Origin of the sequence: Amycolatopsis sp. TNS106, assembly GCF_019330265.1 — a bacterium.
In the GTDB taxonomy this organism is placed as follows: Bacteria; Actinomycetota; Actinomycetes; order Mycobacteriales; family Pseudonocardiaceae; genus Amycolatopsis; species Amycolatopsis lurida.
Map to the genome: position 1 here is coordinate 2,904,220 of NZ_CP024972.1, position 18,687 is coordinate 2,922,906.

At 68.9% G+C, this 18,687-nt stretch carries 15 protein-coding genes; 5 read left to right on the forward strand and 10 right to left on the reverse strand.

Annotation, left to right across the window (positions count from 1 at the left end; translation table 11 throughout):
* Positions 1 to 133 precede the first annotated feature (133 nt).
* Complete coding sequence (locus CVV72_RS12995) at positions 134 to 1,132, forward strand: peptidoglycan-binding protein (RefSeq protein WP_219152682.1); 999 nt, start codon at positions 134 to 136, stop codon at positions 1,130 to 1,132.
* A 32-nt stretch (positions 1,133 to 1,164) separates the two neighbouring features.
* On the forward strand, positions 1,165 to 2,298 hold the full coding sequence (locus tag CVV72_RS13000; RefSeq protein WP_219152683.1) for a peptidoglycan-binding protein: 1,134 nt from the start codon (positions 1,165 to 1,167) through the stop codon (positions 2,296 to 2,298).
* Positions 2,299 to 2,327: 29 nt separating this feature from the next.
* Here CVV72_RS13000 and CVV72_RS13005 read toward each other — a convergent pair whose 3' ends face one another.
* The 5 genes from CVV72_RS13005 to CVV72_RS13025 all read right to left on the reverse strand — a co-directional run bounded on the left by CVV72_RS13005 (position 2,328) and on the right by CVV72_RS13025 (position 6,001).
* Positions 2,328 to 2,993, reverse strand: coding sequence for a response regulator transcription factor (locus CVV72_RS13005; protein WP_219152684.1), 666 nt, complete (start codon positions 2,991 to 2,993; stop codon positions 2,328 to 2,330).
* Positions 2,990 to 4,159 carry a sensor histidine kinase gene (locus tag CVV72_RS13010; protein WP_219152685.1) on the reverse strand — a complete coding sequence of 390 codons (1,170 nt, stop codon included), beginning with the start codon at positions 4,157 to 4,159 and terminating at the stop codon, positions 2,990 to 2,992. The genes CVV72_RS13005 and CVV72_RS13010 overlap by 4 nt, the downstream gene beginning before the upstream one ends.
* Before the next feature lie 107 nt (positions 4,160 to 4,266).
* Positions 4,267 to 4,473, reverse strand: coding sequence for a hypothetical protein (locus CVV72_RS13015; protein WP_219152686.1), 207 nt, complete (start codon positions 4,471 to 4,473; stop codon positions 4,267 to 4,269).
* A 57-nt stretch (positions 4,474 to 4,530) separates the two neighbouring features.
* Entirely contained in the window at positions 4,531 to 4,980 is a 450-nt protein-coding gene (locus tag CVV72_RS13020; RefSeq protein WP_219152687.1) for a hypothetical protein, read from the reverse strand.
* Positions 4,981 to 5,215: 235 nt separating this feature from the next.
* Positions 5,216 to 6,001, reverse strand: coding sequence for a hypothetical protein (locus tag CVV72_RS13025; protein ID WP_219152688.1), 786 nt, complete (start codon positions 5,999 to 6,001; stop codon positions 5,216 to 5,218).
* 974 nt (positions 6,002 to 6,975) lie between these two features.
* On the opposite strand from CVV72_RS13025, the gene CVV72_RS13030 reads away from it, so the two are divergent.
* Complete coding sequence (locus CVV72_RS13030; RefSeq protein ID WP_219152689.1) at positions 6,976 to 7,650, forward strand: helix-turn-helix transcriptional regulator; 675 nt, start codon at positions 6,976 to 6,978, stop codon at positions 7,648 to 7,650.
* Between the two features lie 700 nt (positions 7,651 to 8,350).
* On the opposite strand, the gene CVV72_RS13035 is transcribed toward CVV72_RS13030, so the two are convergent.
* The gene (locus CVV72_RS13035) at positions 8,351 to 9,529 is read right to left on the reverse strand and encodes an epoxide hydrolase family protein (protein ID WP_219152690.1); all 1,179 of its coding nucleotides are present in this window, start codon (positions 9,527 to 9,529) and stop codon (positions 8,351 to 8,353) included.
* 63 nt (positions 9,530 to 9,592) lie between these two features.
* On the opposite strand from CVV72_RS13035, the gene CVV72_RS13040 reads away from it, so the two are divergent.
* A complete protein-coding gene (locus tag CVV72_RS13040; RefSeq protein ID WP_219152691.1) occupies positions 9,593 to 10,552 on the forward strand; it encodes a YafY family protein in 960 nt (319 codons plus the stop codon).
* 315 nt (positions 10,553 to 10,867) lie between these two features.
* Here the strand turns inward: CVV72_RS13040 and CVV72_RS13045 are convergent, their stop codons facing one another.
* On the reverse strand, positions 10,868 to 11,116 hold the full coding sequence (locus CVV72_RS13045) for a hypothetical protein (protein ID WP_219152692.1): 249 nt from the start codon (positions 11,114 to 11,116) through the stop codon (positions 10,868 to 10,870).
* 19 nt (positions 11,117 to 11,135) lie between these two features.
* On the opposite strand from CVV72_RS13045, the gene CVV72_RS13050 reads away from it, so the two are divergent.
* Entirely contained in the window at positions 11,136 to 11,426 is a 291-nt protein-coding gene (locus tag CVV72_RS13050) for a hypothetical protein (protein ID WP_219152693.1), read from the forward strand.
* Position 11,427: 1 nt separating this feature from the next.
* Here CVV72_RS13050 and CVV72_RS13055 read toward each other — a convergent pair whose 3' ends face one another.
* From CVV72_RS13055 to CVV72_RS13065, 3 genes are all read right to left on the reverse strand, one after another.
* Positions 11,428 to 12,240 carry an arginase family protein gene (locus CVV72_RS13055; RefSeq protein ID WP_219152694.1) on the reverse strand — a complete coding sequence of 271 codons (813 nt, stop codon included), beginning with the start codon at positions 12,238 to 12,240 and terminating at the stop codon, positions 11,428 to 11,430.
* 189 nt (positions 12,241 to 12,429) lie between these two features.
* On the reverse strand, positions 12,430 to 12,924 hold the full coding sequence (locus tag CVV72_RS13060; protein WP_219152695.1) for an NUDIX hydrolase: 495 nt from the start codon (positions 12,922 to 12,924) through the stop codon (positions 12,430 to 12,432).
* A 73-nt stretch (positions 12,925 to 12,997) separates the two neighbouring features.
* Entirely contained in the window at positions 12,998 to 18,682 is a 5,685-nt protein-coding gene (locus CVV72_RS13065; RefSeq protein WP_219152696.1) for a CHAT domain-containing protein, read from the reverse strand.
* Between the last annotated feature and the right edge of the window lie 5 nt (positions 18,683 to 18,687).

The window sequence follows — 18,687 nt, forward strand, 5'->3', positions numbered from 1 at the left end:
CCCGACACCGTCGACGGCACAAATACCGCGCAGGATCGGGTTCCGCCTACCACCAGGGTTGACCCCTGAACACCCCCTTTGGGGTAGCCGAAAACCTTTGCCTCGCGCGGCCGGGTCCTCCGATGCTGAGCCCATGCGAACCACAGCCGCGAGCGTCCTCGCCGCCGTACTTGTCCTTTGTGGACTTCTCCAGCCCGGATCCGGGCTCGCCCACGCGGAACCGGATCTCCACGCCGCCGGGCATCCCACCGCCGATCTGAAACCGACTCGCGACGACATCCTCACCAGAGCGAAGAGCTGGCTCGACGAACGGGTCCCCTACAGTCAGGAAACGAAGCACACCAACCAGTACGGCACTTACCGGCAGGACTGCTCCGGATACGTGTCGATGGCCTGGGGGCTCAAAACCGCACGCTGGACGGGCGACATCATGCAGGTCGCCACCCGGATCGACAAGAAGAACCTCCTGCCGGGCGACAGTCTGTGGGTGCATTCCAGCGCCCACCAGCACATGGCGTTGTTCATCCGATGGGCGGACGCCGCGAAGACACAGGCCGTGGTGTGGGAGGAATACCGCTCCGGGACGGTGGCGTCGCAACGCACCTGGTCGGCCGATCGGACGGCGGGGTTCACCGCGATCAGGTACCGCAACGTCGTCGAGGGCGACGCCAAGACCTGCGCGGCGGTGAGCCTGGACCACGCGCGCTATCCCGAGATCGCCCCGACCGCGACCGGAGCCCTGGTCAAAACCGCCCAGTGCCTGCTCACCTCCGCCGGATTCCCCACCGGGGTGAACGGCCCCACCGGCACCTTCGACGCGACGACCGCCGACGCCACGAAACAGTTCCAGGCAAGCCTGGGCCTGCCGGCGCTCGGCAGGGTGGACTCGCACACCTGGACGGCTCTGCTGGCGAGGGGGTCGACCCCACAGCTCCAGGACGGCGCCTCCGGGGACGCGGTGCTGCGTCTTCAGCGCTCGCTGAACGCCGCCCTCGACGCGGGTCTCGGACTCGACGGCCGGTTCGGCCCGAACACGACAGCGGCGGTGAAGCGGTACCAGAGCGCGCAAGGGCTCTCCTCCGACGGAATCGCCGGGCCGAAGACCTGGGCCGCGTTGCAGGCCGGCAAATGAGTAATCCACTGTGGACGGGAAAGAGGAACGCGATGCGGGTGAAGTCGGTGGCGCTGGGGATGGCCATGATGGTCGGCTTCGGCCTGGCGACGGCCAACGAGGCGACGGCGGCCACGGCCGCTGATCCGACCGGCGCCGAGCTGAGTGCGGTGGTCGCGACGTGTACTCACCAGGTGTCCACTGGGAAGTACGCCGAGCGCAGCGGCGGTACGCGCACGATCCCGGTGTGCTCGACCGGGGGCGCGGTGCACTGGCGGTCCGGGATGACGATCGACTGTGACGGGCAGCGCACCGAGAAGTGCAACGCCTCGACCGATCCCTCTTGGCAGGGGCAGACCGCGTGGGCGCAGCCGGACGGCAAGCCGCTGAACGCCGAGAAACTGCCCTACGTCGTGGTGCCCGGGATCAGTTCGACCTGGAGTTACGCCCGGTCCGGAATCACCGGTGGCACCGTCGCCGCGGTCGTCTACCAGGGCAGGGTCGCTTATGCCGTCGTGGGCGACGTAGGCCCGTCGGGAGCGATCGGCGAGGGCTCCTACGCTCTGGCCAAGGCGCTCGGCATCAACCCCGACCCGCGTTCGGGCGGGGTGTCCGGCAAGGTCGTCGACTACATCGTCTTCCCCGGTGTCAAGGCGTCGCCGATCCACGACGCCGTCGACGCGGCCGCCGAAGGCAAACGAGCCGCGACCGAGCTGGTGTCCCGCTCCCGCGGTTGCACGAACGCAGGTGTCGACGGTCCCTATCCACGGCTCGACGCCGGCGTCACCCGGCCCGAGGTCAAGACGGCGCAATGTCTGCTCCGCGCCGCCGGCCAGGACACCGGTGCCGGTGACCCCAGCGGAGTCCTGGATACAGCGACCGTGTCCGCGGTGAAGCGTTTCCAGGCTCAGGTGGGACTCGCGGAGACGGGCTCGGTGGACTCGCACACCTGGACGGCGTTGCTGGCCCGCGGTACCACTCCGCAACTTCAGGACGGTTCGTCCGGTGAAGCCGTTTCCCGGCTGCAACGGTCGCTCAACGCCGCCACCACCGCGAACCTGACCGTCGACGGCAAGTTCGGTGCCAAGACCACCGCGGCCCTCAAGGGCTACCAAACCTCACGAGGGCTCGACGCCGACGGGATCGCCGGCGTGAACACCTGGCGGGCCCTGCAAACCGGGCGATGACCTGTCCTGAGGCTTCCTTCCCGGAAGCCTCAGGCACCCGGCTTGACGAGACCGGACTCGTAGGCCACAGCGACGATCTGCGCGCGGCTGGAGAGCCCGAGTTTCGTCATCGCGCGGTTCACGTGCGTCTTCACCGTGGATTCGCTCACCACCAGTTCGCCGGCGATACCGCCGTTGGTCATGCCCTTGCCGACCAGGCGCAGCACCTCGGTCTCCCGGGCGGTGAGGCAGTCCAGTTCCGGTCCACGAGCGCCGGTGGGCCCGCCCGGCCGGTTCGTGTAGGCCTCGACCAGCCGCCGCATGACCGACGGCGCGAACAGCTGCTCCCCCGCCGCGATCGTGTGGATCGCGGCGACCAGCCGCTCCGCGCGGACGTCCTTGAACAGGAAGCCCGAAGCCCCCGCCCGCAAGGCCGCATACACGTACTCGTCCAGGTCGAACGTCGTCAGCACCAGGACGCGCGTCGGACGATCGCGTTCCGCGGGGAGGATGCGTTCCGTCGCGACCACACCGTTCGTGCCCGGCATCCGGATGTCCATCAAGACGACGTCCGGCCGCAGCCTCGCCACCAGGTCCACTGCCTCCTGTCCGTCGGCGGCCTCGCCGACGACGGTGATCCCGGGCGCGGCCCGTAGCAGCGCGACGAACCCGGCGCGGACCAGATCCTGATCGTCGACGACCACTACCTCGATCATGAACCGACTCCCCTGCCCGCCAGCGGGAGCACGAGTGTCACCACGAATCCCCCTTCCGCGCCCGCGCCGGCCAGGAGTGTTCCCCCATACAGTTCGGCACGCTCTCGCATGCCGATCATGCCGTGTCCGGTGCCCTCGTGGAACCGCTCGGAACGGCCGTCGTCGGCGATCCGGACCGTCACTTCCTCCGCGCCGTACGTCAGCGACACCCATGCCCTGGCCGGGCGGGCATGCTTGACGACGTTGGTCAGTGCCTCCTGGACGACACGATAGACGCAGAGTCCCACCCCGTCGGGCAGCGAGCGGACCGTCCCCCGCACGGAAACCTCCACATGCACCCCGGCTGCGCCGACCCTCGCCGCCAGCTCCTTCAGCCCCTCCAGCCCGGGGGCGGGTACGTAGGTGTCGTCGTCTTCGCCGGACCGCAGCACCGTCAGCATGCGCCGCAGTTCGTCCAGTCCCTCGCTGCTGGTGCGGCCGATGACGTCCAGCGCCGTCCGGCTGGCCGACGGGTCCGACTCGAACACGTACCGCGCCATCTCCGCCTGTACCGCGATGACCGACATGTGGTGGGCCACGACGTCGTGCAGTTCACGCGCGGTGCGGACCCGTTCCTCCGTGACGGCCCGCCGCGCCCTGTCCTCCTGCTCGAGGCGCAGTTGCCCGGTCAGCACCCGCAGCTGGCCGTTCCGCTGGGCCAGCCGTCCCGCGTTCGCGCCGAAACCCCAGGCCACGCCGGTCAGCAGCATGCTCTGGAAAACCGCCGTCCACACCGAGCCGATCAGCTGGGAGTGACAGGCGGAGTAGGTCTCGCCCGCCAGCGTGGCCGCCGCGCACAGTGCCGTCACCGGAAGGGACCGGGACGCGGCCACGGTGTAGAGACCGAGCAACAGTGCCAGCGCGCTGACACCCGGCCAATATCCCGGCAGCAGGTAGGCGGTCCATCCGGCCAGCAAGAGGACGAAGACCGTGAGCGGCGCACGCCGCCGAACCGCCAGGGGTGCGTTGACCAGCACGCTCAGCATGACACCGGCCGTGTCGAACGGCCGGAAGCCGGGGAGGTCGACGGCGAAGCCGGCCTCGACGGTGAACGCGATCATGAACACCGCGAGCACCGCGTCGCCCGCTTCGGGAGCGTTCGTTCTCAGCCACGTCGGTCGGCGCACAGGGAACGATAGCCGTCGAAACCGTCGCCGCGCGTCCGGCTCCGGGACTACATCGCTACCGCACAGGTTGACTTCCGGTCCGTCGCCGAACTCCTACCGGACCTCGGTCACCGCGAACCTTCCGTGGCTGCTCGAACACGGCCCTCGGCGGCCGCGCGCAGGATCTCGGGCGCCGCCCAGACCGGGCGCAGAGCGTCCATCGTTCCCGTCGCCGCGAGCCTGGCCACAGCGCTCGCCGAGGACGACCTGAGCATGAACGGCCACACCCGGAACGCGCCGCGGTGCAGGCCGCACGCGCCACCCTTCGCACGCACAGGCCTTCGACTGGAGTGGTGATAGAGCCACCACTCCAGTCGGCTGACCGCTGCGCGTCAGCGGCAGGACATGTCGTCATAGACCATGGCGGGATCGGGGCTGGTTCCGGAACTGTAGGTAACGAACAGGCCCCGCCAGACCCTGACATTGCAGGCCGACTTGAGGCCGCGGTCCGGGGCGTAGATCGTCATCTGCTGACCGGCGGCGAGCTGCACGGTGCCAGTGGCCTCGAGGGCGAAGGTTCCGTTGTTGATGGCCCAGTAGAGATCCCAGGTGACCGTTCGGGCGCTCGTGGCCGTGTTGATCAATCCGATGTATCCGCGGTGGAAACAAGAGGTACTGTCGCAGTTGTATCGCACGCATGCCTGGTAACGAATGGGACCGTAGTTTTCGGTGCCGCCACATTTCGGCGATGCCACGGCACCCGTATCTGCCGTGGTCCGAGGCCGGCTGCTTTCGGCAGCACCCGCCGTGCCAGCGCCGGCCAGGAACACCATTGCGGCCATGCATATGCCCAGCATAATGCCTTGAGTTTTTCTCATGATGAAGACCCCTGTCGTGTATCTGCGCAGTTGGCTCCCGGAAAATTGTGAAGTGAGCCATGCTGCTCTGCTATGGCGTGGCCACTGTAGAAGCAGTCCGACGACCAGGGGAAGGGTGATCCGGACTCTGTTTCAACTATAGCGAAATCGCAGCATATCAGCTGGTCAGAGCTTTGACTTTCAGCTCTGACCGGTCGCGTCACGGCCTGGCGGAGCCAGTACAGAACCAGTATGCACCGGGCAACATCGAACTGTCTTGACTGCTGTCACCGGCGCGCATCGTCCCAGTATGATTTTTCGCCACGTCGTAGAATCGGCCGACGACGGGAAGATTGTTGTCATAGGAGAAGACAGCGTCCTGGAGGTGGTAGTCGGCAAGACGCCAGCAGGTGTTCTGCCGCTGGGTCCGGAAGTTCATGTCCTCGAAGCCGATATTCCGGTATAGGCATAGCCATGTCGCTTCACACGGTTCCGCGATCGTGGCAGGCCCCGGTGTTTCCGCCTGCGGCCACAGCACAATGGCCAGCGGCACGCCGATCACGGCGACGGCACCCAAGATCCACCATCGGCGCCGCCTGAACCACGGCGCTGCCGCCGGGCTCTCCACGGGCGCGGCCCGCGCCGGATCCGCGGCCGGGGGCGAGGTCTCCGCCGGGGTCCTGACCGCGGCGGCCGCCTGTTCCCACCGCTTTCGCCACTGGGCGTGAACTCGCTGTTCATCCTGGCCGAGGACGCCGACCGCCAGAGAGCGGACGAATTCCCACGTCGTCTCCCAGGAAGGCAGCTGCGCGCCCCGCGCCGCCGCGGACAATGCCGCCGCCGACACCAGCGCGCCGTGCTCCTGACGCATCGCGGCGTAGGAGGGGTCCCCCGCGTTCTGCTTGAGTTCCCACAACTGCCGGGCGAATACCGCCGCAGGATCAGTACCCGCAGGTGCCTTGGCGACCCGGCCCCGGCGTCTGCTTCCCGCTGTCTCGTTCCCCATGGCGCTCCCCACGTCACGGTCCGACAATCGGGCAGTATGCCAGCGTCGGCTCGATGAACTCGTCCCCCGATCGGTGCCATCACCATGCCCGGTGCCGTTATCGATGCTTCCGATCCCCCGCGCTCCGGATTCCGCACCTTCAGGCCTCGGCTGCCCGAGCCGAGGTCGGGCTGATGCCCGGAACCCAGGGACGATCGTGGCAATGTGGTCCCGGCATATGGCTGGAAAGACGCACGCCGTCACGGACTGGCGATCCGAAAAGGCGCGCGCCGCCGCCCCTGCGCCGGAGCCGCATCCGCCGGGCTGAGCGCTCCGGTCGGCTGCGAGGGCGTTCCGCGGAGGCGGCAGGTGTTCGGTGCCACTGTGGTCGATGTGATTCAGGGGCGCTGCTCGGTTGGTCGTGCCGCAGCAAGGCTGTGATCTGGGCAAGCCAGGACTCCCGGATCTCCTGATCGGTGCCCACCGGGACATCAGCGTCGATGCTGCCTTGCTCGGTTGCGTGCCGTAGACGTCCAAGCCGAACGGAAAGGGACTGGGACGCTCCCCGGCGAAGTCGAAACTTTGGGACTGGCCGCGCCGTGGGGAGCCGCCGTCGCATAACGAAGATCCTGAAATCCCTTGTGGACTGTCAATGGCAGATCCGGCCGACTACGCACACGCCGGCAAGCGCGAAATGCGGGTGTCGCAGGCACCAGGTTCGGATGTACGACGTAGCGCGAAATGCCGTCCCCTGTGCGACGACTTGGCGGTGCCATTTCCCGACGATGGCCATAGCCGAGTACCGGGGGCTTGCTATGGCTACGGGATGCTCGGAACACGGGTTCCTGGTCGAGGAGATCGGCGGCACGAAGGGGGTGCCGGACGTCGTCGACCATATTCCGTCGCCGAGATTGGCGGCGTATGTGCACGCTGTTCGGGGGTATCGGCCGCAGCCGGGAGGGTGGGCGCGGCTGCGCCTGGTCCCGTCAACCCGAATGAAAATCGACATCAGCCTCGGCGAGCCACCGGAACTGGCCGACTCCGGCGCCGCACCAAGAGCGGCGGTGTACGGCTTGCGTACGCGTCCCACGACGTTGACGCGATTCGACGGACCGAGCATCAATGTAGATTTGACGCCACCTGGCGCTTACGGATTGCTCGCCGTTCCACTGTGGAAAGTCACTGACATGGTGATCGATCTGGTCGACGCCGTAGGACACGAAGCTGACCGGATTGTGCCCAGGCTGACGGAAGTGACGGGCTGGCCAGAGCGGATGGCGTTGCTTGATGACGCGCTCACCGCGTGGACCGAGACCGGTCCGCGGCCCGCACCGCAGGTGCTGAGGGCGTGGTATCGGCTGCGCCACTCCCATGGCCGCATCCCGATCGAGCGACTGGCCGCCGAGGTCGGCTGGACCCGCAGGCACCTGGTGAACCAGTTCCGCACACAGATCGGGTCGACCCCGAAGGCCGCCGCCAGGGTGATCCGTTTCCAGCACGGCCTGCACCTGCTGCGCCTGCCCGGTCCCCGTCGATCCCTGGCCGAGCTGGCCCAAACGGTGGGCTACAGCGACCAAGCCCACTTGACCCGGGAATTCGGGTCGCTGGCGGACGTGACCCCGGCCCAGTCGGGCACCGTGGTTCCCATTTCTTCAAGATTCAAGGCCTGAAAGAGCGCTACAAATGGGTTCCGCAGTCATTCAACGCAAAGGAGAAGTGAACGTTCAAGCGTTTCCTCCTCTCATTTTCGATGTTGATAGCCGCACTGGGGTTCTCGACGTCGGCGGCATTCGCGGCAACCTCGCCCACGGTTCCCGACAAGACCGTCGTCCAGGTCGGCGTCGCGGCTGTCGAGCCGCAGGCGACCTGCAGCTACCGAACGAAGTAGGCCATCAACATCCATTACCGGCCGGACCGGAGTTCGTCGATCGTCGGAACCCCCGGGTCCGGCGCTTACTATACAACGTGACCTGCGACAACGTTGTCGGGAGGAATTACGGCTCCTGCGGCGGCAATCTGTGGAAGTACATCGGCAGCGGCTGGGTCGCGACGAAGTGCCTCGTGCGCCTCTGAACTCCTGGGGAGGCCGGTGCGGTCCGCTCTCACCGAGCGAGCCGCACCGGCGCTGAATGGGAAATGACCACCGCGAGCCGGAGCTCCGCCAATCCGGACCGGTAGCCGAAGACGGCGAGCTGGGCGCGATCATGCGCCCAGCTCGCCGGGTCGAGGGGTCAGCGCGAAGCACGGCGTTGTAGTGCGAGCGACATAGCAAGAACCCCGAGCTCGACACGGCCGAGGAGAAGTCGCCTGCCGAGAAAGGCGCGGTCGAGCGCCCGCGGGCTCAGCACCGCGGTCCCGCGGGCGCCCATCTCAGCGCACCTTCCGGAAGAACACGCGGACGTCGTCGACCAGCGCGGCGGGCGCCTCCATGGCGAGGAAGTGCCCGCCGTGGCCGAGTTCGGTCCAGTGCACGACGTGGTGGTCGCGCTCGGCCCACCGGCGGACGGTCACGTCGTGCGCGGACACGAGCACACCGGTGGGCACGGTCGGCGCCGCAGCGCCGCTCCAGTCGCCGGATCCCCAGTCCCCGGATTCGCCGCCGCTCCAGTCGTTCGCCGCAATCTCCTCGTAGTAGACCTGGGCGGCCGAACCGGCGGTGCCGGTGAACCAGTACAACGAGATCGTGGCGAGCATGCGGTCGCGATCCAGGCATTCCTCGGGCAGCGCTTCTTCGGGCATGGTCAGTTCCTTGAACTTCTCCACGATCCACGCGAGCTGACCGGCGGGCGAGTCGTGCAGGCCGTAGGCCACCGTCTGCGGACGCTTGGAGTTGCACTGCAGGTAGCCGTCGTTGAAGTTCTGCATCGACTCCCAGCGGCGCTGGTCGGCCTCGGGAAGGTCGTCCAGTTCGCCCTCGGCGCCGATCGGGAACGTGATCATCGCGGTGAGGTGCACGCCGAGCACGTGCTCCGGATCCTGCTTGCCGATCTCCGGCGCGACCCAAGAACCCGTGTCGTAGCCGTGCACGCCGTACCGCTCGTAGCCGAGCGCGGCCATCAGCCGGGCGAACAGGCCTGCCATCTTCGCGGCGCTCATCCCCGGGCCGGCCAGCGGCGTGGAGAACCCGAACCCCGGCAAGGACGGGATCACCAGGTGGAAGGCGTCGGCCGGGTCTCCCCCGTGCGCCCGCGGGTCCGAAAGCGGCCCGATCACGTCGAGGAAGTCGGTCACCCCGCCCGGCCACCCGTGCAGCAGGACCAGCGGCGTGGCGTCCTGTTCCGGCGAGCGCACATGGAGGAAGTGCAGGCGCTGGCCGTCGATGGTGGTGACGAACTGCGGGTGGGCGTTGAGCGCGGCCTCCTGCGCCCGCCAGTCGAACCCGGTGCGCCAGTACTCGGCGAGTCCGGCGAGGTAACCGACGGGTACACCCCGGCTCCAGCCGACGTCCGGCAGTTCGCTCGGCCAACGGGTGGCGGCCAGACGCGTGGCGAGATCGTCGAGGTCCGCCTGCGGGATGTCGATCGAGAAAGGGTGGATGTCCTGTGTCATGAAGACCACGCTAGAGCCCGGTTAGGACAACTTCGGTCCTAACCGGACGGCAGAATCAAAACCATGCTGGAAACGTCCGCACGACTGCTGAAGCTCCTGTCGCTGCTGCAGACCCACCGCGACTGGCCGGGTACCGACCTGGCCGAACGCCTCGGCGTCACCACGCGGACCGTGCGACGGGACGTCGAGCGCCTGCGGGAACTCGGCTACCCGGTGCACGCGCTCCAAGGCACACCCGGCTATCGGCTCGGCGCGGGCGCGTCCCTGCCACCGCTGCTGCTCGACGACGACGAAGCCGTCGCGGTGGCCGTCGGACTGCGCACCGCCACGAGCAGTTCGGTCACCGGTATCGAGGAGACGGCGTTGCGCGCGCTCACCAAGCTGGAGCAGGTGCTGCCGTCGCGGCTTCGGCATCGGGTGAACACTCTCCAGACCGCGACCGTGCGCGCCGGAGTGGCACCCGGCCCGAAGATCTCGGCGGACACGCTGATGACCATCGCGAACGCGTGCCGCCACCACGAACGCCTGCACTTCGACTACGTCAGCCCGCGCGGCGGTGCCTCCCGGCGGCACGCCGAGCCTTACCGCCTGGTCCACTTCGGCAGGCACTGGTACCTCGTCGCCTTCGACGTCGACCGCGACGACTGGCGCACCTTTCGCGTCGATCGCCTCACCCCGCGACCGCCCGCCGGCGCCCGGTTCACGCCCCGCGAGCCGCCGTTCGACGACGTCGCGGCCTATCTGGCGCAGCAGCTCTCCGCGCGCGCCTGGCCGTGCCAGGCGACGGTCGAGCTGCACGAATCGGCCGACGCGGTGGCCGACCGGGTGTGGCCGGGGATGGGCGCCGTCGAGGCCGTCGACGAGCACCGCTGCCTCCTGCACCTCGGCGCTCCGACGACGTCCGACCTGGTGTGGATGATCACCTCGGTCCAGACCGATTTCACCCTGGTCAGCGGACCGCCGGAACTCGAAGGCGCGCTCCGGCAGCAGGCGGAACGGTGCCTGCGCGCGATCGAGGCTTGACCTCGCGCCAGGCGGGGCTGTTCCACCGAGGACGCGGCACACCCGGACCACGGCCCTGGACCACACCAGAACGTCTTCGATGACATCCACACGACATGGCCGGCGAGGCAGCGTCCACGATTATGAGAACCCACAAGCCAGCGCCTGTAGGTTCTCACCGCGCGTGCCATGCGGGAGCGTCATGAGCCGGCACGCTCCTCGCCCGCGATGACGGTCCGCCGGACCCTGGTGCGCAACAGGGAATCAGGGCCTCGGTGAGAGGATCGTGGTCCAGCACCGCGAAGTCCGCCGCCAGCCCCGGTGCCAGTCGCCCGGTCAGACCCTCTCAGCGGCAGGAGTACGCGGCGTGCCGGGTGCCGTGCGCGAGGCCAGTGGCAGCGCGTATTCCGGGGTGTTGGCAGGCAACCCGGGGTCGGACGCCGACCGCCGGGTGGTGGCGATGAACATGTCCGGCAGCGGCGGGTGGGGCGCGGTCGGAGCGTCGGAGCCGAACGCGAGCACCGCGCCGGCGGCGGCGAGTTCCCGCCACGGGTATCCGCGCCGCACCCGGTCGTCGCCGAGCACTGCCCGCCAGTTGTCCTGGATGGCTGCCGTCGGCGAACGGGGCCTTCATCGCCGCTGTGCAGCTGTCGATCACGCCGTCCACCATCAGCTTGACGCCGGTTACGCGCAACCACGGCCCGGACAGCCGCCCGGACAGTTCCACGGCCCGCCGGACCTGCCGCAGGTCGTCCTCGGTGCGGCCGGTCCGTTCGACCAGCCAGTGCCCGGCCACCCGCAGCTGCGGCCCTGGATCCGTGGTGCACGCTTCATCGACGGCGCCATCGACAGCGGCCGCCGCGCCGCGGCCGAGTTGCCGGCGGCGCTGACCTGAGTCAACCGCCGTCGGGTTCCGGCCAGGCCAGTTCGGCGCCGAGTGCTGCGGCGAGGCGGGTCATGGTGTGGCGGCTGGACCTGTCGTCGGCGTGTTCGGGGAGCCAGGCGCAGGCCAGGTAGGCGCCCACGAGGCTGGTGGCCGCCCCGGCAGCGGACAGGCACTCCTCGATCTGGGCGAGGGAAGGGCCGGGGCCGGAGGGAAAACGCGCGCCGGGCAGCTGGGCGCCGTCGATGACGTCGATGTCGAGGTGGAGGTAGACGGGGACCGGGCCGAGCCGCCCGAGGGCCGACGTGATCGCGGCGGGATCGGCGGGTACACGACGGACATCACCGGCGGCGAGGGCTTCGCGCTCGGCGGGGTCGAGATCGCGGGCATCGGCGAGTACGACGTTGGTCTCCGGGACGGGATTCAGGCCGAGCGTGTCGTCGAACAGGTCAGGCGTGCGGCCGGTCAGCATGGCCAGTGCCATCCCACCGAGGTACCCGCTGGTCGAGATGGCCGGGGTATTGAAGTCGCCGTGGGCGTCCAGCCACAATACGGCCAGGTCACGATGACGACGCTGCAACCCGGCCACCACCGCGCGAGTGGTGGGGCAGTCACCGGACAGCACCAAGGGCCTGGCGGCGCGCGTCACCGCGCCGAGTGCCGCCTGGTGCAGCAGGCTCATCCGCGCGGCGGCGGGGCCCGCGGGAAGATCCGGAGGGGTGACCCGGGTCGCGGTGGCAGGCATCGGAAAGGCCGGGATGTACTCGTCGACGTGCCACGGCGTGACGATCAGGTCCCAGGTGTCCTCGGCGCCGCGGTCAGCCACGAGATCTTCCCTTCGTTCCGGTGGGCGAGGAAGTCGAGCAGCCGGCGCGTCCGGCCGTCCCCTTGCCTCGATCTTCGCAGATCGGGGCAAGGGGACGCATTCCCCGGAAAACCGAGCGCGGCCCGCGCTGAATTGTCCTATGTGGACATTCGGCTGCCGCCGGGAACCGGAAGTATCGTCGCATCCGATTCACCCATCCTCATCGCGGCATGATCGGGCCACGCGCCTGGCGATCTCGGCGTCCAGCGGGCTCGTATCCTCGCTCACCGGCTCCGATGGTAGCCACCATCGGAAGTCCAGCGCTTCGTCGTTGACGGTCAGCCGAGGCATGACTTGGAGCCGAACCCGATATACGGCCAGGAGTTCCCGGCGCTCCGGCTTCGTGAGATCGAACTCGGCCACGGCGGCGAAGGACAAGTCCACGCCGTGGATGCCGGTCTCCTCACCCAGCTCCCGTACCGCGGCCTCGCGCGGGCTCTCACCCGCTTCCCTCATTCCTCCCGGAAGCTCCCACTGCCTCCGCCGGCCATCGAACATCATCAGGACTGCGTGCGCGTGGACAGCGACAACCAACGACGCGGGCACGGTCACCTGCTCGACCAGACGCCCCAACTCGTCTTCCGTGACGGAACGAAACTCGATCAAGGCGTTGCCGGCACGATCACGGATCGGCAGTTCGACCATGACACCATCCCACCACGACGACGACAATCGCCCGGCGAAAACGAGCCGGCGGGCCGAGGCGTGCACCTGTCCTTCACGGTCCGAAGTGGACGTACGGGGCCCAGATGGCCGGGTTGCGGGGGGCCGAGTCGCGCAAGGCGCGCACGGTGCGATGGAGCAGATGGGCGGTGTCGTCGAGACGCAGACCCGAAGGTCCGAGCAGTCCGGTGTACATCGTCTCGGCCACCTCGACCGCGGTCCGGTCCGTGATGGTCCACAGGGTCGCGATCACCTGCCGGTAACCCGCGAGCTGGAGCGCCGCGGCGAGATGGATGGCCTCGTCGGGCAGATCCGTGCCACCGATCGCCGTGCTGCAGGCCGACAGGTAGGCGAGTTCGGCGTGCTCGAGATCCAGTTCGGCTACCTCGAGCACGCTCAGTGGTTTGTCCCACAGGTAGAGGCTGCCGGTTGACGGTTGCCGCAGGTTTTGCCCGCCGTGGCAGGCGAAATGTGCGTAGGCGTGGGTGCGCAGGTCGGCGGTTATCGCGGCGTGGGTGGCGGTGTCGGCGACACGTACCGTGCCGGTGAAGGAGGGCGCACGAGAAACGAACTCGGCTTCCGCCCGGGCACCGGGCAGGGGGCACATGGCCGGGCTGCCGGGAACCGGCGGGGTCTCCGGCATGCTGACCACGAGGATGCGTCGGTCGGCGGGCTTGACCGCGCTCGCGGTGTTCGCCTTCGCCAGCGCGCGCAGTGTCGGTGTGTAGGACGACACCACGCGGTCGATCACCGTGCGCCCGGCGGGTGTGTCGGCCGGGTCGTGGTAACCGGCGGCGTGCAGCGGGAGCAGGGTCAGTGATCCGGTCGGGCACCACCACAGTCGTGGCAACGGCTCATCGTGCCCGGTGTAGCCCAACCGGGTCAGCACCGGCTCGGCTACGGTGTCCCACAACCATTCCAGGGTCGCGTGCACCGTTTGTTTGGCGCCGGTGGTGACGAGGTCGCCGGGTCCGCCGGGGTTTTCCAGCAGCTTCAACGCCCGCAGGTATCCCTCTGCCTGTCGTCCGGCCTCCACGTACGACAGATCAGGTAGCGGGACGTGGTCGACGTCGCGGTCCTCGTGCACGATCAAGGCGTCACATCGGGCTTCGTCGACGTTGAGCAGGACGACGGGACCGGCGGGCAGGCCCTCGCGGAGGGTGGCCAGCGGCGGGATCCTCAGGAGGTATTCCAGTCCGGGCAAGGCGCGTGCTTCGGCAAGCAACCGGTCCCAGTCCTCGGCCAGCTTGATCCGGTCGGACTGCATACGCTGGCTCGGGTCGCTCCACGGATCGGTCGTGGCGGCGGCCTCCGGAATGTCGGGCGCGGTGGTGGCCGCCAGCTTCGCCGCCACGGCGCGCAGGCGATCGTGCAACGCGCGGTCACGTTCCCGCAGCATCGACAGGTCGTCCCTGGTCTGCAGTGCCTGCGACCACAGAACGGAGCGGCCCTGCTCGAGCAGTTCCACAGCACGGCCGGGGTCGCCGGCCTCCAGTGCCGCGGCGGCGGCCACCCTCGCCAGGCCTTCCCACATCGTCAGCCTGCGCTCGCGCGCGTCGCGTTCGATGCCGTGCCAGGCCACATGGGGCAACAGTGCGACAGCGACGCCGAAGGCCTCCGTCGCGGAGGTCCAATCACGGTGCCGGACGGCCGTCTCGGCCCACAATCTGGCCGCGGCCGCCCGATACGTCGGTGCGGCAGCGGGAGATTCGACCGCCGTTCGGTAGGCGGCGACCGCGGCGTCGACGTCGCGCCTGCCTTCGACGCGCCTGCGCTCGTGCAGCCTTCCCAGCGTCACCCAGGCCACCGCGACTCGCGGGTCACCGGCGGTCATGCTGTCTATCGCCCGTCTGGCCGACTCGATCGATTCGGCCGCGTCCGCGTCGTCCCCACCGCGGTCGTACCGGGTGTGCAGCACGGTCGAGAGGCTGAGGACGCACAGCGGGTACATCGAGTGCGTGACGTCGGTGATCGCGATCGCCTCCCGGACGAGTGCGACGGCCCGGTCCAGTGCGTCCCGGCTCGGACGCCGGTCACGGCGGGCGCGCAGCAGCCCCGCCAGGTTGATCAGGATCTCTCTCCGGTTCGGGCTCTGGGGCGTGCTGCGGTCCACCGCCTCGTTCAAGGCCGCGACCGCGGCGTCGAGGTCCGCGGTGTCCTGCTTTTCCAGGTACCGGAGGTGCAGCGCGGTCCCGAGGTTCATCAGGCACATCGGCACCGCCGGATGGTCCGCCGGCGCGGCCGCGACGGCCGATCGCCCGGCCTCCACGGCGGCGTCGAGGTCGGCGACAGAGCCGAGCAGACCCGCCCGCGTGCGTAGCACGTTGGACAGGTTGGTCAGCATGATGGGCCGCATGATGTGCCCGGGATGGGCGTCCTCCGCCGCCTCGAACAACGCGTCGATGGCGGCATTGAGGTCGGAGACCGTTCCGGTCCGATCGAACCGGGACCACAGTGCCAGCCCCAGCGTCATCAGGTTGATCGCCGAGGCGGCGTGCCAGTTGGGCGCGCGGGCGGCCTCGCGCCCCAGGTCGACGGCGGCGTCGAGGTCGTCGAGATCGCCGGTGGCCAGCGATCTGGTCAGCAGGCCGACGGCCAGTGCGGTGAACTGGGCACTCCGTTCGGCCGGTGTCGTGCCCGGCAGGGTCGTGGCGCGCTCCGCGGCCTCGATGGCCTCGTTCAGATCGGCGGACTCAGCCAGGATGCTGAACCGGCCACGCAGTGCGTGCGCCAGCTCGGACAACGCGTTCGCCGTTATCGCGTCGTTCGTGCCCGCGGCGGCCACCCCGCGGCGCAGCACCTCGATCGACTCGGTCAGCACCCCGACGTCGCCGGTCCGCTCGAACCGCAGGGCCAGCAGGGTGCCCAGCGTGATCAGGGCGTACGCCCGGTTGGCCTCCTCGTCCTGAGTGCGGGCGAGGACATCCCTGCCGATCTCGATCGCTTCGGCGAGCAGAATGTCTTCTCCGGAGTTGAGAAAACGCAGGCGCAGCGTGCTCGCCAAGAAGATCCCCGCCGTGTTCCGGCCTGGGCTCGCCACTGGTAGCCCGTCGGCCGCGACCCGCAGCAATTCGCTCGCCTCGGCGAGCGCGACCTGGTCGTTCGACCACTGCCCGTGAAGTGACAGCGCGATTCCCAGCATCAGGCTGAATTGAACCTTCTGGTCGCGCGACCTGACCGAAGCGAGGCCTGGCCGCAACACCGCGATCGCCTCGTCCAGATCCGCGATCGAGGCCGTGGCCTGGAAACGGGCCCGGAGGGCATGGCCGAGATAGAACCGGAACGTCGGCAGATCCGGGCTGTCCGGCCGGGCCCGGCCGAGCACCGACCGCAGTGCGTCGACGGCCTCGGTGAGATCGGCGGAGTCGCGGGCCCATTCGTACCGATCCGTCTGTGCGGCCGCGACATTTCCCGCCAGCAGCAACGCGTCGGGGCTTTCCCTCAGGGCTGCCTTCCCCCTGTCGATCGCCTCGGCCAGGGCGCTTCGGTCGCCGTGGCGAAAAAAGCGGATGCGAAGCACCTGGATGAGATTGTTCACGAGCATGACCCGGTTCATCTCGGTCGCGTGCGCCAAAGCGGACCGCAAAGTCGTGGCCGCCGCCTCCAGGTCCGCTTCGGCACCGGTGTTCTCGTAGCGGGATATGAGCGCGTTGCCCAGGGTGAGGGTGACCGCCACCTTCGGAACCGCGCCGGGTGGCGTCGCCGCATGGCAGGCTTCTATGGCTTCGGTCAGCTTCTCGGGATCGCGCTCGGAGGTGGCTGTCGAGCTGAGGATCGCGGCAAGAACGCCGAGTATCCGATAGCGGCTCGAGTCGCCGGTAGCGGCGAGCGCCGAGCGGATCAGCCGGGTCGCCGTCTCCCTGTCGGCAGGCTCGCCCCTGGCATCGAAGCGTTGCAGGTGCGCCAACGCGGTGTCCGCCTGCAGGTCGGGCAGCCGGGGGTCGCCCGTGGGCAGGGACTCGACGATCCGGCACAACGCGGCGACGGACTCGTCGAGGTCGGCGGGGTCCGGATTGCGGCTGTACCGGAGGCTGAGTGCGTCCACGAGCGCGGACAAACACTGCGTCAACGCGGGGGCGTCGGGGGCCAGCGGCACCGTCGCCCGCAGCGTCTCGATCCGTTCGTCGAGGTTCGTGGCCTGGCCTGTGCGCAGGAAACGCCACCGCAGCAGTTCCGCCAGCTGCCAGAGCTGCTGGCCGCGGATCACCGTGTCATCGGGGATGTCCCGCGCGGCCACTCTCGTTGTCTCGATGGCTTCGTCGAGCTCACCGTCATCGATCTCGCCGTCGGTGTCCGCCAGCTTGACCGTCTCGTACAGGACCATCGACAGGGCCGTGAGCATCGGCGTCCGACCGAGCGGACCGCCTGCGCCGGCCGTCTTCGCCTCACGAAGGACGTCCACGGCTTCCCGGAGGACCTCCTGACCACCGGATGCCCGGTACAGGCGGCGAAGTGCCTCACCGAGGGACAGCAGCGCGGTCCCCCGAAGCGGGCTGTCCGCGGGCAGAGCCGCCAAGGCCGCTCTTGCCGCCCGTGTCACCTCGGCAGGGTCCGTGCCTTCGGCTCGGAGCACAGTCGCCAGCGTGGCCTCGACCGCCCACCTCAGCGGGTGGTTTTCACCAACGGCCGCGTCGGCCTTCCTGGCCAGGGTGATGGCTTCGGACAGGTCGGCCTCGTCGGGACCATCAGGTGTGGTGAACGCCGAGGCGTACGAGAACCGGGTCTGGAGCGAGCTTGCGAGGTTGAGCAGCGCGGGGACATGCGACTCGCTGCCCTCGGGGAGGTTCCCCAGAGCCTCCCGCAAATATCGGACACTTTCCGCGATGTCGGTGGTATCGCCCGTACGGACGAACCTGACGCGCAGGGCGCTGCCTCGCAACAGGAGCGCTTCACCGAATGCCGGGTCGTCCGGAGCGCAGCTTGCGAGGACTTCCCGGGTCACCTCGACGTACTCCTCGACCACGGCGAGCGGACCGCCGATATTGCAATGGGTCTCCAAGGCCACGGCGAGCTGCGACAGGCAGGCGACGCGGTCCGGGTCACCGAGCGGCAGAGACGACGCCACTTCGCGCAGGAGCACCGTGCTGTCGGCGAGGTCCCGTTCCCGCCCTCGGATCCCGAACCGGGTAAGCAGCGCAAGCCCGAGGGGAAACCGGACCGCCGGGGCGATCGGGTGCTCGGCCGATTCGAGTGCCGCGCGGCCCGCTGCGACGGCGTCGTCCAGATCCGCCTCGGCGGCCGTCCACTCGAAGCGCTGGTTCGCCAGCGTCATCAGGTTGAACAGGTGCGCCGGACGGTCGACCTCACCGCCGGCGTCGACGGCGGCTCGACATGCGGCTATCCCCAGGTCTGTCAGGACGGGGTCCGCGGCCGTCAAAGCGGCGTCGGTGATCACCGACGCGTAGAACGGTCCGAGTTGCGCGGGCGTGAGTCCCGCATAGTGGTTTTCCCGAAGCCAGCCGAGCACCGGTGGTGGCACCACACCCGGGAAGGATTCGGCGAGCGGAGCGAACAGTTCCGTGCAGATCTGGATATCAGGCCCGATACCGCCCGGCGGCAGGGCGCAATGCCGCAGCCAGTGCAGCATTCCGAGTTGCCGAAGCAGTTCGGGAGGCAAACCGGTACCGATGGCGGGCAGGACCAGACGAGCGGCGTCCGCTACGGCCTCGGGTGTGGTGACCTCGTCGGATTCGCTTGTTTCCAGGCAACGGAGGATGCGTTCCAAGAGCGAGATGCCCACCCCTC

Bases quoted from the DNA above. Each gene is read 5' to 3' on its own strand.
- CVV72_RS12995 (WP_219152682.1), top strand. From the start codon at position 134: ATGCGAACCACAGCCGCGAGCGTCCTCGCCGCCGTACTTGTCCTTTGT.
- CVV72_RS13000 (WP_219152683.1), top strand. From the start codon at position 1,165: ATGCGGGTGAAGTCGGTGGCGCTGGGGATGGCCATGATGGTCGGCTTC.
- CVV72_RS13005 (WP_219152684.1), bottom strand. From the start codon at position 2,993: ATGATCGAGGTAGTGGTCGTCGACGATCAGGATCTGGTCCGCGCCGGG.
- CVV72_RS13020 (WP_219152687.1), bottom strand. From the start codon at position 4,980: ATGGCCGCAATGGTGTTCCTGGCCGGCGCTGGCACGGCGGGTGCTGCC.
- CVV72_RS13025 (WP_219152688.1), bottom strand. From the start codon at position 6,001: ATGGGGAACGAGACAGCGGGAAGCAGACGCCGGGGCCGGGTCGCCAAG.
- CVV72_RS13030 (WP_219152689.1), top strand. From the start codon at position 6,976: ATGAAAATCGACATCAGCCTCGGCGAGCCACCGGAACTGGCCGACTCC.
- CVV72_RS13035 (WP_219152690.1), bottom strand. From the start codon at position 9,529: ATGACACAGGACATCCACCCTTTCTCGATCGACATCCCGCAGGCGGAC.
- CVV72_RS13040 (WP_219152691.1), top strand. From the start codon at position 9,593: ATGCTGGAAACGTCCGCACGACTGCTGAAGCTCCTGTCGCTGCTGCAG.
- CVV72_RS13050 (WP_219152693.1), top strand. From the start codon at position 11,136: ATGGCTGCCGTCGGCGAACGGGGCCTTCATCGCCGCTGTGCAGCTGTC.
- CVV72_RS13060 (WP_219152695.1), bottom strand. From the start codon at position 12,924: ATGGTCGAACTGCCGATCCGTGATCGTGCCGGCAACGCCTTGATCGAG.